The organism is Microbacterium terregens (genome assembly GCF_039534975.1).
Classification (GTDB): domain Bacteria; phylum Actinomycetota; class Actinomycetes; order Actinomycetales; family Microbacteriaceae; genus Microbacterium; species Microbacterium terregens.
Map to the genome: position 1 here is coordinate 1,223,292 of NZ_BAAAWH010000001.1, position 14,582 is coordinate 1,237,873.

Genomic DNA, 14,582 nt, shown 5'->3' on the forward strand with positions numbered 1-14,582 from the left:
GGGCACCTTTGATGGAGGCGTGAGTTGACAATCTCTACCACCAAGAAGTTCGTCGGGGTAGTTGCCGCCGCCGGACTGCTCGTTGCCCTTGCCGGCTGCGGGTCGGCGCCCGAGCCGACCGCCACCGAGGATGGAGCCGCAGGCGGGGCCGTTGACGGCTTCAAGCCCTGCATGGTCTCCGACGCCGGCGGATTCGATGACAAGTCGTTCAACCAGCTCGGATTCGAGGGCCTCGAGGCCGCATCCGATGAGCTGGGCGTCGAGTTCGTCACGGTTCAGTCCGACTCGGAGTCCGACTTCGCCCCGAACATCACCAGCCTGATCGACCAGAACTGCACGCTCATCATCACGGTGGGCTTCGCGCTGGCATCGGCCGCGGGTGAGGCCGCGATCGCCAACCCGGACATCGAGTTCGTCTCGATCGACGACATCGTCGACAACGACTTCGACGGCGAGACGGATGCCGAGAACATCAAGCCGATCATCTTCGACACCGCGCAGGCGGCGTTCCTGGCCGGCTACGCATCCGCGTCGTTCTCCACGGCCAAGAAGGTCGGCACGTTCGGCGGCATGAACTTCCCGACCGTCTCGATCTTCATGGACGGTCTCGCCCAGGGCGTCGAGTACTGGAACTCGGAGAAGAGCGACACCGTCGAGGTTCTCGGCTGGGATCGTGCTGCTCAGGACGGCGTCTTCACCGGTGGCTTCGCCGCCAACCAGGACGCGATCAACGCCGCGCAGGGCCTCGTCGACCAGGGTGTCGACGTGCTCCTGCCCGTCGGTGGTCCGATCTACCAGAGCGCCGCTTCGGTGATCCGCGACTCCGGCCGCGAGATCGCGCTGCTCGGCGTCGACGCCGACGTGTTCGAGACCGACCCGACCGTGGCGGACCTGCTGCTCACATCGATCCGCAAGGCGATCGACGTCGGCGTCCACGAGGCCGTGCTGGCCGCGGGCAAGGGCGAGTTCGACGCCACCCCGTTCATCGGCACGCTCGAGAACGAGGGCGTGGGCCTGGCCCCGTTCCACGACTTCGAGTCGAAGGTCTCGCCTGACCTGCAGGCCGAGCTGGACACCATCAAGGCCGGAATCATCGACGGTTCGATCCCCGTCGAGTCCTACCTCGCGGGCTGATCCCCGCAACGGAACGGGGAGGCTGGGCAACCAGCCTCCCCGTTCTCGTTCCCCGATGCCCCTGAACGCGCCCCTCTTACTAGGATCTGGAGCATGAAGCTCGAACTCCGCGGGATCACCAAGCGGTTCGGCACCCTCGTCGCGAACGACCACATCGACCTCGTTGTGGAGCCCGGAGAGATCCACTGTCTCCTCGGTGAGAACGGCGCGGGCAAGTCGACGCTGATGAATGTTCTGTACGGGCTGTACCGCGCTGAGGAAGGCGTCATCCTGCTGGACGACGTGGTGCAGAACTTCCAGGGGCCCGGCGACGCGATGCGCGCCGGCATCGGCATGGTCCATCAGCACTTCATGCTGATCCCCGTGTTCACCGTCGCCGAGAACGTCATGCTCGGCCACGAGGCGACCAAGGCCGGCGGCATCCTGGACCTGGCCACGGCACGGGAACGCGTTCGTGAGATCTCCGCCCGCTTCGGGTTCGACGTCGACCCGGATGCCCTCGTGGAGGACCTCCCGGTCGGTGTCCAGCAGCGCGTCGAGATCATCAAGGCGCTCTCCCGCGACGCAAGAGTCCTGGTCTTCGACGAACCCACCGCCGTGCTGACTCCGCAGGAGACCGACGAGCTGATGGGCATCATGCGCCAGCTCAAGGAGACCGGCACCTCGATCGTGTTCATCACCCACAAGCTGCGCGAGGTCCGCGAGGTCGCCGACCGCATCACAGTCATCCGGCTCGGCAAGGTCGTCGGCGAAGCGTCTCCGGACGCGACGAACGCCGAGCTCGCCGAGCTCATGGTCGGTCGGGCCGTGGAGCTGACGGTCCACAAGGACGCCCCGACGCTGGGCGACCGCGCCCTCGTCGTGGAGGGCCTCACGGTCATCGACGCCAAGGATCAGATCGTCGTCAACGACGTCACCTTCGATGTCCGCGCCGGCGAGATCGTGGCGATCGCGGGCGTGCAGGGCAACGGGCAGACCGAGCTCACCGAGGCCCTCGTGGGTCTCGAGCACCGCGTCCAGGGCTCCGTGACGCTCAACGGCGAGCAGCTGCTCGGGGCCAGCGTCCGGCGCATCCTCGACGAGGGCGTCGGCTTCGTCCCCGAGGACCGCCAGGAGCACGGTCTCGTCGGCGGCATGTCGATCGCCGAGAACCTCGTGCTCGATCGCACGAGCGGCCCGCCCTTCGTGCGCGCGGGCAGCCTGCGACTCGGGTACATCGCCGAGTTCGCCGAAGAGAAGTACCGCGAGTTCGACGTCCGCGCACCCGGCATCGAGGTTCCCGTCGGCACGCTGTCCGGCGGCAACCAGCAGAAGGTCGTGCTGGCACGCGAGCTGAGCCGCGAGCTCTCGCTCCTCGTGGCGGCTCAGCCCACCCGCGGCGTCGATGTGGGGTCGATCGAGTTCATCCACAAGCGCATCGTCGCGACGCGGGATGCCGGCATCCCGGTGGTGGTCGTCTCCACCGAACTGGACGAGGTGACCGCGCTGGCCGACCGCATCATCGTCATGTATCGCGGCCGGATCATCGGGATCGTCCCCGGCGACACACCGCGCGGCGTCCTGGGTCTGATGATGGCCGGCGAGGTACCGAGCGATGAGGGGGTCGCCGCGTGAGCGAGAACCTGACCGGCGGCGCGGTCATCGCGTCCGACCATCCCGTCGCTCCACCGCAGCCGGAGCCGTCGAAGTGGCATGACACGTTCCTGCGGATCACGCAGGGCAACGCCGCGATCTCCGTCCTGGCGGTGCTGCTGGCGCTGATCGTCGGCGGCATCATGATCGCCTTCACCGACGAGGACGTGCAGGCGTCGGCCGGCTACTTCTTCGCGCGACCGCTCGATACGATCGCCGCGATCTGGGACGCCGTCTCGGGGGCGTACATCGCCCTGTTCCAGGGCTCGATCTACAACTTCGGCGCGCCCACGTTCGCCCGCGGCATCCGCCCGCTCACCGAGACGCTGACCTTCGCCACCCCGCTGATCGCCGCGGGCCTCGGTGTCGCCCTGGCCTTCCGCATCGGCATGTTCAACATCGGTGGTCGCGGACAGATGCTGATGGCCTCGGCCGCTGCCGGCTGGGTCGCGTTCTCGCTCGACCTGCCCTGGGGCATCCACATGATCGTCGCCCTGATCGCGGGGCTGGCTGCCGGAGCACTGTGGGCCGGGATCGCGGGTGCCCTGAAGGCGTGGACGGGCGCGCACGAGGTGATCGTCACGATCATGCTCAACTACGTCGCGTTCTACCTCATCTCGTGGATGCTGCGGACTCCCGGTCTGCTGCAGGCGCCCGGTTCCAGCAACCCCAAGACGCCGCCGATGAAGCCCACAGCCGTGTTCCCCGAGCTGTTCGGGCCGCAGTACAACCTGCACTTCGGGTTCATCCTGGTGATCCTCGCGACCATCGTGGTGTGGTGGATCCTGAGCCGTTCGAGCCTGGGCTTCAAATTCCGTGCCGTCGGCGAGAACCCGCATGCCGCGCGTGTGGCGGGCATCAACGTCAAGAGCATGTACATCATCGGCATGCTCATCGCCGGCGCCCTGGTCGGCCTCGCCGGCGTCAACCAGGTGCTCGGCACCATCACCACCGGCTTCTCGGCCGACATCGACGCGGGTATCGGATTCGACGCGATCACCGTGGCGCTGCTCGGACGCTCGACCCCGTGGGGAACGTTCGCCGCCGGCATCCTGTTCGGCGCCTTCAAAGCGGGCGGCTTCGCGATGCAGGCGGCCGAGGGCGTCCCGATCGAGATCGTCACCGTCGTGCAGGCGCTCATCGTGCTGTTCATCGCCGCGCCGCCGCTGGTGCGCACGATCTTCTTCCTGCCTTCGCCGGAGCGCGACCAGCGCCGGCGCGAGAAGGCGCGGACGAAGCAGCTCAAGGCCGAGGCCGGGGCGGTGGCGAAATGACCCTCACCGCCGATGGCGCGCTGATCGCGTCGGCTCCGGCCAAGGCCGAAGTGCGCAGCTGGAAGGCCCCGATCGCACTCGCGGTCTTCACCGTGCTGTACGCCATCCTGATGCTCGCCGCGCCCCGCTCCGGTGAGACCACCTTCCGCATCTCGACGCAGGCGGATGCGCTGCAGCTGCCCGAGATCGTGCTGCCCGTCGTGGCCACGGTGTGGGTGGTCTTCGTGCTCCTGGTGCTCCTGACGATCGGCGCCGCCCTGCTGGTGCGCGGCTACCGGAAGACACCGCTCTGGGTGATCGCGGTCTACATCATCGTCGCGATCGTCGGCTTCCTGACGTGGGCGGCGGCGGGCAAGGCGATCCCGGTCGCCGGCCTGCTCGCCGGAGCCGTCGCACTGGCCATCCCGCTCATCTACGGGGCGCTGGCCGGAGTCATCGGCGAGCGCGCAGGTGTGGTCAACATCGCCATCGAGGGCCAGCTTCTGGCCGGTGCCTTCAGCGCCGCGGTGGTATCGAGCCTCACCGGCCAGCCGCTCCTCGGCCTCGTCGCGGCGATGTTCGCCGGCGTGCTGGTCGCCTTCGTGCTGGCCGCCTTCGCGATCAAGTACCTGGTCGATCAGGTGATCGTCGGCGTCGTGCTCAACGTCCTCGTGATCGGCCTGACGAGCTTCTTCTACTCGCAGGTGCTGCAGCCGAATGCGGCCCTGCTGAACTCCCCGCCGCGCTTCCCGCGGATCCCGATTCCGATCCTGAGCGAGATCCCGGTCCTCGGCCCCGTGCTGTTCCGTCAGACGATCATCGTGTACCTCATGTACATCGCGGTCGCGGCGGTCTGGTTCGCGATGTTCCGCACCCGGTGGGGACTGCGCCTGCGTGCCGTGGGCGAGCACCCGCAGGCGGCGGACACGGTCGGGATCAAGGTCAACGCGACCCGGTTCTGGAATGTTCTGCTGGCCGGCGCGATCGCCGGGCTCGGCGGCACGGTGTTCACGATCGGCAACGGGATCGCCTTCAACAAGGAGATGACCGCCGGGGCCGGGTTCATCGCCCTCGCCGCGGTGATCTTCGGGCAGTGGGATCCGTTCAAGGCCACACTGGCCGCGCTGCTGTTCGGCTTCGCCTCCAGCCTGCAGAACACGCTCAGCGTGATCGGCTCGCCGGTGCCGAGCGAGTTCATGCTGATGCTGCCGTATCTCGTGACGATCTTCGTCGTCGCCGGAGTCGTCGGGCGGTCGCGAGCACCCGCGGCCGACGGCATCCCCTACATAAAGGGATGAGCTTCCGCTCTTCCGCCCCGCCTGACGAGGCATCCGCCCACAACCTGCACCGATCTTCCGGAGGACGCGCTGTGACCGACATCGACTGGGACGAACTCCGAGCGGCGGCGACCGCCGCCAAAGAGCTCGCCTATGTGCCCTATTCGCGGTTCAAGGTCGGTGCCGCCGCGCTGGTCTCGGACGGGCGGATCGTCTCGGGCTGCAACATCGAGAACGCGTCGTACGGGGTCACGCTCTGTGCGGAGTGCTCGCTCGTCAGCGACCTGTTCATGTCCGGTGGCGGCAAGCTGGTGGCCTTCGTCTGCGTCGACGGGCATGGTCGCACCCTCATGCCGTGCGGGCGATGCCGTCAGCTGCTGTACGAACACGCCATTCCGGGGATGCTGCTGGAGACGGTGTCCGGCATCCGCACGATCGACGAGGTCCTCCCCGACGCATTCGGTCCGCGGGAACTCGAAGAGGCCTCGCGATGAGCAGCCCGTCGGCCGCCGGCGGGGTGGAGCCGTTCGACGCCGTCGACGTCATCCGCAGCAAGCGGGACGGCGGGGTCGTCGCGGACGACGCGCTGCGCTGGATGGTCGACGCGTACACGCGCGGCTACGTCGCGGACGCGCAGATGGCCGCCTTCGCGATGGCCGTGCTCCTGAACGGCATGAGCCGCGAGGAGATCCGCGTTCTCACCGACGCGATGATCGCCTCGGGCGAGCGCATGAGCTTCGCCGGCCTGGGCAAGCCCACCGTCGACAAGCACTCCACCGGCGGGGTGGGCGACAAGATCACCCTGCCCCTGGCTCCGCTGGTGGCCTCGTTCGGTGTCGCCGTGCCGCAGCTGTCCGGCCGTGGCCTCGGGCACACCGGCGGGACGCTGGACAAGCTCGAGTCCATCCCGGGATGGACGGCCGCGCTCACCAACGACGAGCTGTTCGACCAGCTGCGCGACGTGGGCGCGGTCATCTGCGCAGCCGGCTCCGGCCTGGCCCCGGCCGACAAGAAGCTCTACGCCCTGCGCGATGTCACCGGGACGGTGGAGGCGATCCCGCTGATCGCATCCAGCATCATGTCCAAGAAGATCGCCGAGGGCACCGACGCGCTCGTGCTGGATGTGAAGTTCGGCTCGGGTGCGTTCATGCGCGACGTCGAGAAGGCGCGCGAGCTGGCCCGCACGATGGTGGCGCTCGGCACGGACTCGGGGGTATCGACCACCGCGCTGCTCACCGACATGAACACCCCGCTGGGCCTGGCGATCGGCAACGCCAACGAAGTGCGCGAGTCGGTCGAGGTGCTCGCCGGCGGTGGACCGGCCGATGTCGTCGAGCTGACCGTCGCGCTTGCCCGCGAGATGCTCGCCCTCGCCGGCCGGCCCGACGCGGACGTCGAGGCGGCGCTGGTCGATGGGCGTGCGATGGACTCGTGGCGCGCCATGATCCGGGCACAGGACGGCGATCCGGATGCCGAGCTCCCGCGTCCGCGCGAAACCCACACCGTGACCGCGACCGAGGCCGGTTTCGTCACGCGGATGGACGCACTCCCGTTCGGCATCGCCGCATGGCGGCTCGGTGCCGGCCGCGCGCGGGCCGAGGACCCCGTGGTGCACGCCGCGGGCATCGATCTGCACGTCAAGCCCGGCGACCCGGTCGCCGTCGGCCAGCCGCTGTTCACCCTGCTCGGACACGACGTCACACGGTTCGAGCGCGCGCACGCCGCCCTCGAGGGGGCGTGGGAGGTCGGGGCCGACGCGCCGGACTCCCGCCCGCTCGTGCTGGAGCGGATCACGGCATGAGCGGCGGCATCCGCACATGAGCCCGACCCAGACCGTGCCCCCCACACGCCCGTCCACCACGCGAACCGCGCCGAACGTCCGGCGCTAGGAGACTCACATGCCGATCGATCAGCACGGCGACACCACTCTGCAGGACATTTCGATCCGGAGCCTGCCCAAGATCTCGCTGCACGACCATCTGGACGGCGGCGTGCGCCCGCAGACGATTCTCGAGCTGGGGGATGCCGTCGGCCTCGAACTGCCCGAGAGCGACGGCGACGCGCTCGCCGGGTGGTTCGCCGACAAGAGCGACTCGGGGTCGCTGGTGGAGTACCTCAAGACGTTCGACCTGACCACGGCGGTGATGCAGACCGCCGAAGGGCTCACCCGCGTCGCACGCGAGTTCGTCGAGGATCTCGCCGCGGACGGCGTCATCTACGGAGAGGTGCGATGGGCGCCCGAGCAGCACCTGACCCGCGGGCTTTCGCTCGAGGAGGTCGTCGAGGCGGTCCAGACCGGCATCGAGGAGGGCGAGGAGGCCGCGGAGCAGGACGGGCGCGACATCCGCGTCGGCCAGCTCATCACCGCGATGCGCCACACCGATCGCTCGCTCGAGATCGCGGAGTTGGCCGTCTCGTGGCGCGGCCGAGGGGCGGTCGGGTTCGACATCGCCGGCCCCGAGGAGGGTTTCCTCCCCTCGCGACACAAGGTCGCCTTCGACTACCTGGCCTCGGAGTTCTTCCCCACGACGGTGCATGCCGGCGAAGCCGCCGGGCTCGATTCGATCCGCTCGGCGATCATCGACGGTCGCGCCGTGCGGCTCGGCCACGGGGTGCGGATCGCCGAGGACCTCGAGGTCGTCTCGCGCGCCGGTGACGAGGTGCTCGTGCACTTCGGCGACCTCGCGCGGTGGGTGCGGGACCGGGAGATCACCCTCGAGCTCTCGCCGTCGTCGAACCTGCAGACCGGCGCGATCCAGCAGTGGGGCGAGGAACTGGCCGACCACCCGTTCGACCTGCTCTACCAGCTCGGCTTCTCGGTGACCGTGAACGTCGACAACCGCACCATGAGCCGCACATCGCTGACGCGCGAGCTCGCCCTGCTCGCCGAGACGTTCGAGTACGACCTCGACGACCTCGAGACCTTCCAGCTCAACGCCGCGGCCGGAGCGTTCCTGCCGATCGAGGAGCGCGAGGAGCTCATCGAGCTGATCGCCGAGGGCTTTGAGCGGTAGCCCCCGCTCACCGCGGCGCGGCGCCGTCGTCCACCCGTGTCCCACTTGTGCAGGGACTCTTCGGCGTGTCGCGTGCCGATGTGGGACATCGGCCGCGAGGGCGCGTCCTCCACAGGCGAGGGGGGCCCCGGCCGGTGTGCACAGCATGTGGCGACCGCGTGTCTCCATGGGTGCGATCGGCTGGGATCGGGGGATGCTGCGACCAAACCCCCTGCCCCTCGAGCTGTCCCTCCAGCCGTTCACAGTAAGCGCTGCGCGCGACTTCGGCGTCGGCCGCGGACGCCTGGCGGGCGCGGACCTGGCGCGACCTTTCCACGGCGTGCGCACACCCGACGCCTTCGCCGCCGAGGATCAGGATCCGCTCCTGCTGCTGTGTCTGCAATACGCGCCACGACTGGCTCCCTGGCAGTTCTTCTGGGGGGAGACGGCGCTCGCGCTCGTCGGGGTGCCGACCCCCCGGTGGCCGCATCGCGTGGGGCTGCACGTGGCGGCACATCGTCCCGCACGCGAACCGCGCACCGAGGGAGTCATCGGTCATCGGCTCCAAGTGCGGGAACCGGCCATCGTGGTGCTGTCCGGATTGCCGTTGGAGCACCCCGTGCGCGCGTGGCGACAGGCGGGCAGTCTGTGGGGCCACGACGACCTGGTCGCGGCTGCAGACGCGATCGTCCATCAGGGCTGGGGGACCGTTGACGAACTCAGAGACGAGATCCGGGTGCTCGGCGGCCGATCGGCGCGGAAGATGCGATCCGCGCTCAACCACGTGCGAAGCGGCGTCGAGTCGCCCGAGGAGACGCGCCTGCGACTGCTCATCGTGCGTGCCGGTCTCCCTGAACCCGAGGTCAACTGGATCCTGCGGGACGAATACGGCCGGGCGATCGCGCGCCTGGACCTCGCCTACCGACGCTGGCGTGTCGCAGTGGAGTATGACGGGCGCGTGCACGCGGAGGACCCCCGGCAGTTCGAGCGCGACGCGGATCGGTGGAGCGAGATCCGCCGCGCGGGCTGGCGGCACGTTCGCGTCTTGCGGCATCACATGCGAGGTGATCGACCGCGCGCCGTCGCCCTCGTGCGCGAGGCGCTGCACGACGCGGGCTGGGGTTCCTGAGCGGCATCCCGCCGCCTATCCGTGTCCCATTTCTGCATGCCGCGCGCGGCGTGTCGCATGCAAAAGTGGGACACCAAAGGCGGGGAGGGGGATGCCGCGACCGTCAGCCGCGCGCGACGCCGGGATGAGTCGCGAGGTACTCCTCGAACGCCTCGCGGCTGGTCCGCGCGGGTGTGAAGCCGAAGTCGCGCTTGAGCGCATCGTTCGCGAGCACCGGGCGGTGTTGGAGGAAACCGACCTGCTCGGGTCCGTGGACGGTGAGATGCAGCATCCGCCCCATGCGCAGCGCGATCCGGAGCAGGCCCGCCGGCACGGTCAGCACGGGCTTGCCCAGTCGGGCGGCGATCTCGCGCACGGTGACCTTGCCGTCACCGGCGACGTTGTAGATCCCCGGGGGGCCATCGGTGGCGGCGCGGGCCATCGCCGCCGCGATGTCGTCGACCCAGACGAACACGAAGGGCGACTCGGACCCGCGGACCGCGAGCACGCGCGAGCCGTCCCAGAGGGCGGTGATCTGATTGCGCACCGTGGGGCCGAGGATGGTGCCGATGCGGAAGACCACCTGTTCCAGATCCGGGTGGGACACACGGTGCTCGGCCAGCATCTCCTCCACGAGCCGCTTGTGCCTGGAGTAGGGGAACGCCTCGCTGCCACGGATCGGGTCCGACTCGCTCAGCCACTCCGGGTTGTCGGCGTGGTACCCGTACGCCGCTCCCGAAGACGACACCACGATCCGCCGCACGCCGGTCGCGACGCAGGCGTCGAGCACGTGACGCGAACCGTCGACGTCGACGCGGTACTCCATCGCCACATCCCGACCCGGGTTGACGATCGCCGCGAGGTGCACCACGACGGTGATCGCGTGCCGCTCCATCAGCAGTGCCAGTCCCGCCGATCGGGTCACGTCGCAATCGTCGTAGACGACTCCCTCGAGCGGATGCTCCGGCCGCCGCACGTCACCGGCGACGACAAGTTCGACGCCGGGGTGGCTCACCAGGGCCGCAGCAACGTGTGAACCGAGGAAGCCCGCCCCGCCGGTGACCAGCACCCGTGCCGTCATGGCGTCGCCCCGGGAGCATGGTCGGTGGCCGGGTTTCCGGTCGCGGCATCCGATCGCCGCTGCTCGCGACGGCCGTGCCGTGTCGCATCGCCTTTCGGCGTGCCGGTGCGGCGCCGGGTGTGCAGCGCCCAGAGCGAGGCGACGATCAGCCCCGCGATGATGTCCCAGATGCCCCACCAGCCCGCCACGATGGCCATTCCGCCGAGGCCGCCGAAGAAGGTGAACACGAGCCCCAGTCCGAGCCCGGCGTTGCGGATGCCGACCTCGAAGGTCATCGCCTTGCGCTCCCGTGTCCCGAGACCACCGACGACCGCCGTCCCGTAGCCGATGGCGAGGGCGACGGCGTCGTGGATGGCGACCACCACCAGGATCACGCCGAGGAACGCGACGAAGTACGCCCAGTTGCCGGCCAGCGCGGCGACGATGAACCCGACCAGCGCGAGCAGCGAGAACCACTTGACGAACGGCTGCACCTTCGCCGCGAACGCGGCGAAGCGCGCCCGGATCGCGAGGCCCACGAGGAACGGCAGGCCGATGATCAGGAAGATGTCCAGCAGCATCTGCCAGGGGTTGAGCTCGACGGCCGTGAGCAGCGTGCGCGCGGTCGGATGCAGCGATCCCCAGAACGCGACGCTCAGCGGCAGCGCGACGATGTAGAGCAGGTTGCTGACCGCCGTCATCGAGACGGACAGGGCGACGTTGCCGCCGGATCGATGCGTGAGCACCTGCGAGATGTTCCCCGGCGGGCAGCAGGCCACGAGGATCATGCCCAGCGCCATCGACGGAGTGACCGGCAGGATCAGGGTCAGGGCGAACGTGACCGCCGGCAGCACGATCAGCTGGGCGAGGATCGCGATGATGAAGGGCTTGGGCTTGCGGGCGACGACCTTGAAGTCCTCGACGGAGGTGTCCAGGGCGATCCCGAACATGATGAGCCCGAGGACCACGTTCAGGATCAGCAGCGTCCCCGGGGTGAAGTTCAGCACGACGTCGTCGATGTTCATGCGGAGGTCCTCTTCCTCGAGCGGCCCAGCGCGGACGCCGGCCGTCTGCCCAGCCGGCTCTCGCGGCCAGGGGCCTGCGCCGCGGCCCCGCCGCGCAGGAAGCTCCGGGCGGAGCGGACGGCGCGACGGTACGCGTCCTTGTTCACGTAGTACGCCATCCGCGCGAGGGCGAGATAGCGGTAGCCACCGGTCAGATCCGGCCACGGCTCCTCGGCCACGCGGCGGCGGAAGTCCGCCGCACCATCGGGATGCTGCGCGACGGCGGCCAGGTACTCGGCGATCAGCTCGGCCTGCTCGTAGCGGCCCTGCCAGCCGATGCCGGATGCCTCGATCATGCCCATCACGTACAGCCCGTTGAAGGACGGCGGGAACACGTGCAGGAACAGGTCGGGGGCGGAGCCGCGCCAGTTCAGCTCGGCGCGATCGACGAAGGGGTAGTCGAGGGTGTACCCCGTGGCCAGCAGGACGAGGTCGTACTCTCCGCTGGTGCCGTCCCGGAAGTGCACCGTCGCGCCGTCGAAGCGGTCGATGTCGGGTCGGACGCTCAGATCGCCTTGACCCAGGTGGTTCAGGATCATCGTGTTGACGATCGGATGGGACTCGTACAGCTTGTAGTCGGGTCTGGGGAAGCCGAAGCGCACCGGGTCGCCGGTGAACGCGCGCAGGACGCGCGTGTCGACGAACTGCTTGATGCGCGCGGGCAGCGGTCGACCTTGATTGAGGGTGTCCGATGGGCGACCGAACAGGTAGCGCGGCACGAAGTAGTAGCCGCGGCGCACGCTCATATCGACGGATGCCGCGTGGTGGACCGCGTCGACCGCGATGTCGCAGCCGGAATTGCCCGCGCCGATGATGAGCACCCGCTTGCCGCTCAGCCGGCCGGCGTCCTTGTAGGCACTGGTGTGCAGCAGCTCACCGCTGAACTCGCCGCGGAAGGACGGGACGTTGGGTTCGGCGAGCGTGCCGTTCGCGAGGATCACACCGTCGTAGCGTTGCGCGATCGATTCCGCGGGGCCTTCGGCACGCAGCATCCACCCGTTCTCGTCCTTCTCGAGCGAGGTGACCCGGGTATCGAAGCGGAACCGCCCGGTCAGACCGAAGCGGTCCGCGAAGTCGCGGAAGTAGCGCAGGAGCGAGCGATGGCCGGGGTAGTCGGCGGTGGAGTCCATCGGGAACTCGGTGAACTCGGTCGTGGTGCGCGAAGAGATCAGATGCGCGGACTGGTACATCGTCGAACGAGGGTTCTCGATGTCCCACAGGCCCCCGACGCCGTGCGAGGCCTCGAAGCCGTCGAAGTCGATGCCTGCTTTCGCGAGTGCCCGCGCCGCGGCCAGTCCCGACGGGCCGGCGCCGATGACGGCATAACGCAGCTCCTGCATCGCACTCCCACACGCGCGGGCTCCGATGCCCACGCAACTTCTCGATGCTAGACCAGCTCCGCCTGTCTCGCCGCGACGATCGCCTCGATCCGGGGAAACAGCGGGTGCCCCGGCTCCAGGCCGGTGACCGAGCCGGTGACGGATGCCGCATCCTGCTCGCGCAGCATCCGCTGCAGATCGACGGACTGCGCGTCCTCGGCGTCTTCGAACGACAGCGCGGCCGCCATCGCGTCGAGCAGGCCGTCGACGGAGAGGCCGCGCTCGGCCGCCTCGGCCGCCGGGCCGACGAAGCGTTCGTGGCGCGACAGCTTGCGCAGCGGCTGTCTGCCGACGCGCCACACCGTGTCGGGCAGCGCGGGATTACGGAACCGGCGCAGGATCGTGTCCCGGTAGGAGGCGAGCTCAGCGGGGTCGAATTCGTGCTTGGCCGCCAGAAGGGCGGAGGTCTCTTCGAGTACCGCGGCAACCCGCGCCGAAATGCCCTCGTCCGCCAGCGCCCCCGAGATGGTCTCGGCGCCGGCGAGCGCACCGAAGTACGCCGTGGCGGCGTGCCCGGTGTTCACCGTGAACAGCTTGCGCTCGATGTAGGGCGCCAGGTCCTCGACGAAATGCGCGCCGGGGATGCTGGGCGGATCGTCGCCGAACGGCGCACGTTCGATGGCCCACTCGAAGAACGGCTCGACCGTCACGTCCACGCCGGCGCCGGCGGGCTGGCCGGGCACGATCCGGTCGACGGCGGTGTTCGCGAAGACGGCGCGCCCGGCCAGCGCGTCCCACGCGTCTCCGGCCAGGTCGGCGATCTCGTCGCGGAGCAGATCGGTGGCGTTGATCGCGTTCTCGCACGCCATGATCTGCAGCGGGGGGGAGGACGGGTCGCGCAGGGCGAGGCCGGCCACGATGTGCGGCGCGACGAACTTCAGGATCGTGGGGCCGACCGCGGTGGTGACGACGTTCGCGCCCGCGATCTCCTCGATCACCTCATCGGGGTGGGTGGCGCTGTTGATCGCCCTGAAGCCGGTGACGACCGTGTCCACAGTTTCTATGGGGCTCCGCCCCACACCCCCGGCTTGTTGACGCGCGTCCCCCTCGCCGACCTCGTGGACGGTGTACTCCGAGACCGCGTTGATGGCCTCGACCAGCGGTGCCGCGACATCCGAGAACACCACCTCGTAGCCGCCTTCGTGCAGCAGGAGCCCGACGAAGCCGCGCCCGATGTTGCCGGCGCCGAAGTGGACGGCCTTCATCAGACGCCCGCCGCGGCGACGAGCGAGTACAGCTCTTCGGGCGACTCCGCTCGCTTCAGGTTCTCGACCTCGTCCTCGTCGGAGAAGAGGATCGCGATCTGGGAGAGGATCTCCAGATGCTCATCGCCCTTGCCGGCGATGCCGACCACGAAGGTCACCGGCTCGCCGCCCCAGTCCACACCCCCGTCGTAGCGGACGACCGACAGCGCGGAGCCGAGGATCGTGTGCTTGGTCTCGTTGGTGCCGTGCGGGATCGCGAGTTCGTTGCCCATGTAGGTCGAGACCGTCTCCTCCCGCTGCTGCATCGCATCGAAGTAGGCGCTGGTGACCGCACCTGCCGCCTCGAGGATGTCCGCGGCCTCCTTCATCGCCTCTTCGCGGGTTGCGCTGCCGGAGTGGATCCGGACTTGGCCGAGGCTCAGGACGTCACGTGCCATGGGATTCGCCTTTCGTTGGGGATGCTGCGGGCTTGGGGTT

General features: G+C 69.1%; 13 protein-coding genes. 8 read left to right on the top strand and 5 right to left on the bottom strand.

The genetic code is table 11. The features are described 5' to 3' along the window. The first annotated feature begins 24 nt into the window (after positions 1 to 24). The 8 genes from ABD655_RS05475 to ABD655_RS05510 all read left to right on the top strand — a co-directional run bounded on the left by ABD655_RS05475 (position 25) and on the right by ABD655_RS05510 (position 9,418). Entirely contained in the window at positions 25 to 1,134 is a 1,110-nt protein-coding gene (locus ABD655_RS05475; RefSeq protein WP_344712238.1) for a BMP family lipoprotein, read from the top strand. Between the two features lie 93 nt (positions 1,135 to 1,227). Next, positions 1,228 to 2,748, top strand: coding sequence for an ABC transporter ATP-binding protein (locus ABD655_RS05480; protein ID WP_344712240.1), 1,521 nt, complete (start codon positions 1,228 to 1,230; stop codon positions 2,746 to 2,748). Then, positions 2,745 to 4,040 carry an ABC transporter permease gene (locus tag ABD655_RS05485; protein ID WP_344712242.1) on the top strand — a complete coding sequence of 432 codons (1,296 nt, stop codon included), beginning with the start codon at positions 2,745 to 2,747 and terminating at the stop codon, positions 4,038 to 4,040. Before ABD655_RS05480 ends, ABD655_RS05485 begins: the two co-directional genes overlap by 4 nt. Then, a complete protein-coding gene (locus ABD655_RS05490) occupies positions 4,037 to 5,317 on the top strand; it encodes an ABC transporter permease (protein ID WP_344712244.1) in 1,281 nt (426 codons plus the stop codon). Before ABD655_RS05485 ends, ABD655_RS05490 begins: the two co-directional genes overlap by 4 nt. Continuing rightward, positions 5,314 to 5,790, top strand: a complete 477-nt coding sequence (locus ABD655_RS05495) for a cytidine deaminase (protein ID WP_486348126.1) — start codon at positions 5,314 to 5,316, stop codon at positions 5,788 to 5,790. Before ABD655_RS05490 ends, ABD655_RS05495 begins: the two co-directional genes overlap by 4 nt. Then, complete coding sequence (locus tag ABD655_RS05500; RefSeq protein WP_344712248.1) at positions 5,787 to 7,097, top strand: thymidine phosphorylase; 1,311 nt, start codon at positions 5,787 to 5,789, stop codon at positions 7,095 to 7,097. Before ABD655_RS05495 ends, ABD655_RS05500 begins: the two co-directional genes overlap by 4 nt. A 97-nt stretch (positions 7,098 to 7,194) precedes the next feature. Continuing rightward, a complete protein-coding gene (locus ABD655_RS05505; protein ID WP_344712250.1) occupies positions 7,195 to 8,310 on the top strand; it encodes an adenosine deaminase in 1,116 nt (371 codons plus the stop codon). A gap of 193 nt (positions 8,311 to 8,503) precedes the next feature. Further along, positions 8,504 to 9,418, top strand: a complete 915-nt coding sequence (locus ABD655_RS05510) for an endonuclease domain-containing protein (protein ID WP_344712251.1) — start codon at positions 8,504 to 8,506, stop codon at positions 9,416 to 9,418. Positions 9,419 to 9,521: 103 nt separating this feature from the next. Here ABD655_RS05510 and ABD655_RS05515 read toward each other — a convergent pair whose 3' ends face one another. The 5 genes from ABD655_RS05515 to ABD655_RS05535 are packed head-to-tail and all read right to left on the bottom strand — an operon-like array spanning position 9,522 to position 14,542. Next, positions 9,522 to 10,478, bottom strand: a complete 957-nt coding sequence (locus tag ABD655_RS05515) for an SDR family oxidoreductase (protein WP_344712252.1) — start codon at positions 10,476 to 10,478, stop codon at positions 9,522 to 9,524. Then, positions 10,475 to 11,482: a bile acid:sodium symporter family protein gene (locus tag ABD655_RS05520; RefSeq protein WP_344712254.1), complete on the bottom strand. Its 1,008-nt coding sequence runs from the start codon at positions 11,480 to 11,482 to the stop codon at positions 10,475 to 10,477. The genes ABD655_RS05515 and ABD655_RS05520 overlap by 4 nt, the downstream gene beginning before the upstream one ends. After that, positions 11,479 to 12,861: a flavin-containing monooxygenase gene (locus ABD655_RS05525; protein ID WP_344712255.1), complete on the bottom strand. Its 1,383-nt coding sequence runs from the start codon at positions 12,859 to 12,861 to the stop codon at positions 11,479 to 11,481. The genes ABD655_RS05520 and ABD655_RS05525 overlap by 4 nt, the downstream gene beginning before the upstream one ends. 47 nt (positions 12,862 to 12,908) lie before the next feature. Further along, a complete protein-coding gene (locus ABD655_RS05530; RefSeq protein ID WP_344712256.1) occupies positions 12,909 to 14,105 on the bottom strand; it encodes a mannitol-1-phosphate 5-dehydrogenase in 1,197 nt (398 codons plus the stop codon). After that, complete coding sequence (locus ABD655_RS05535) at positions 14,105 to 14,542, bottom strand: PTS mannitol transporter subunit IIA (RefSeq protein WP_344712257.1); 438 nt, start codon at positions 14,540 to 14,542, stop codon at positions 14,105 to 14,107. The genes ABD655_RS05530 and ABD655_RS05535 overlap by 1 nt, the downstream gene beginning before the upstream one ends. Positions 14,543 to 14,582 lie beyond the last annotated feature (40 nt).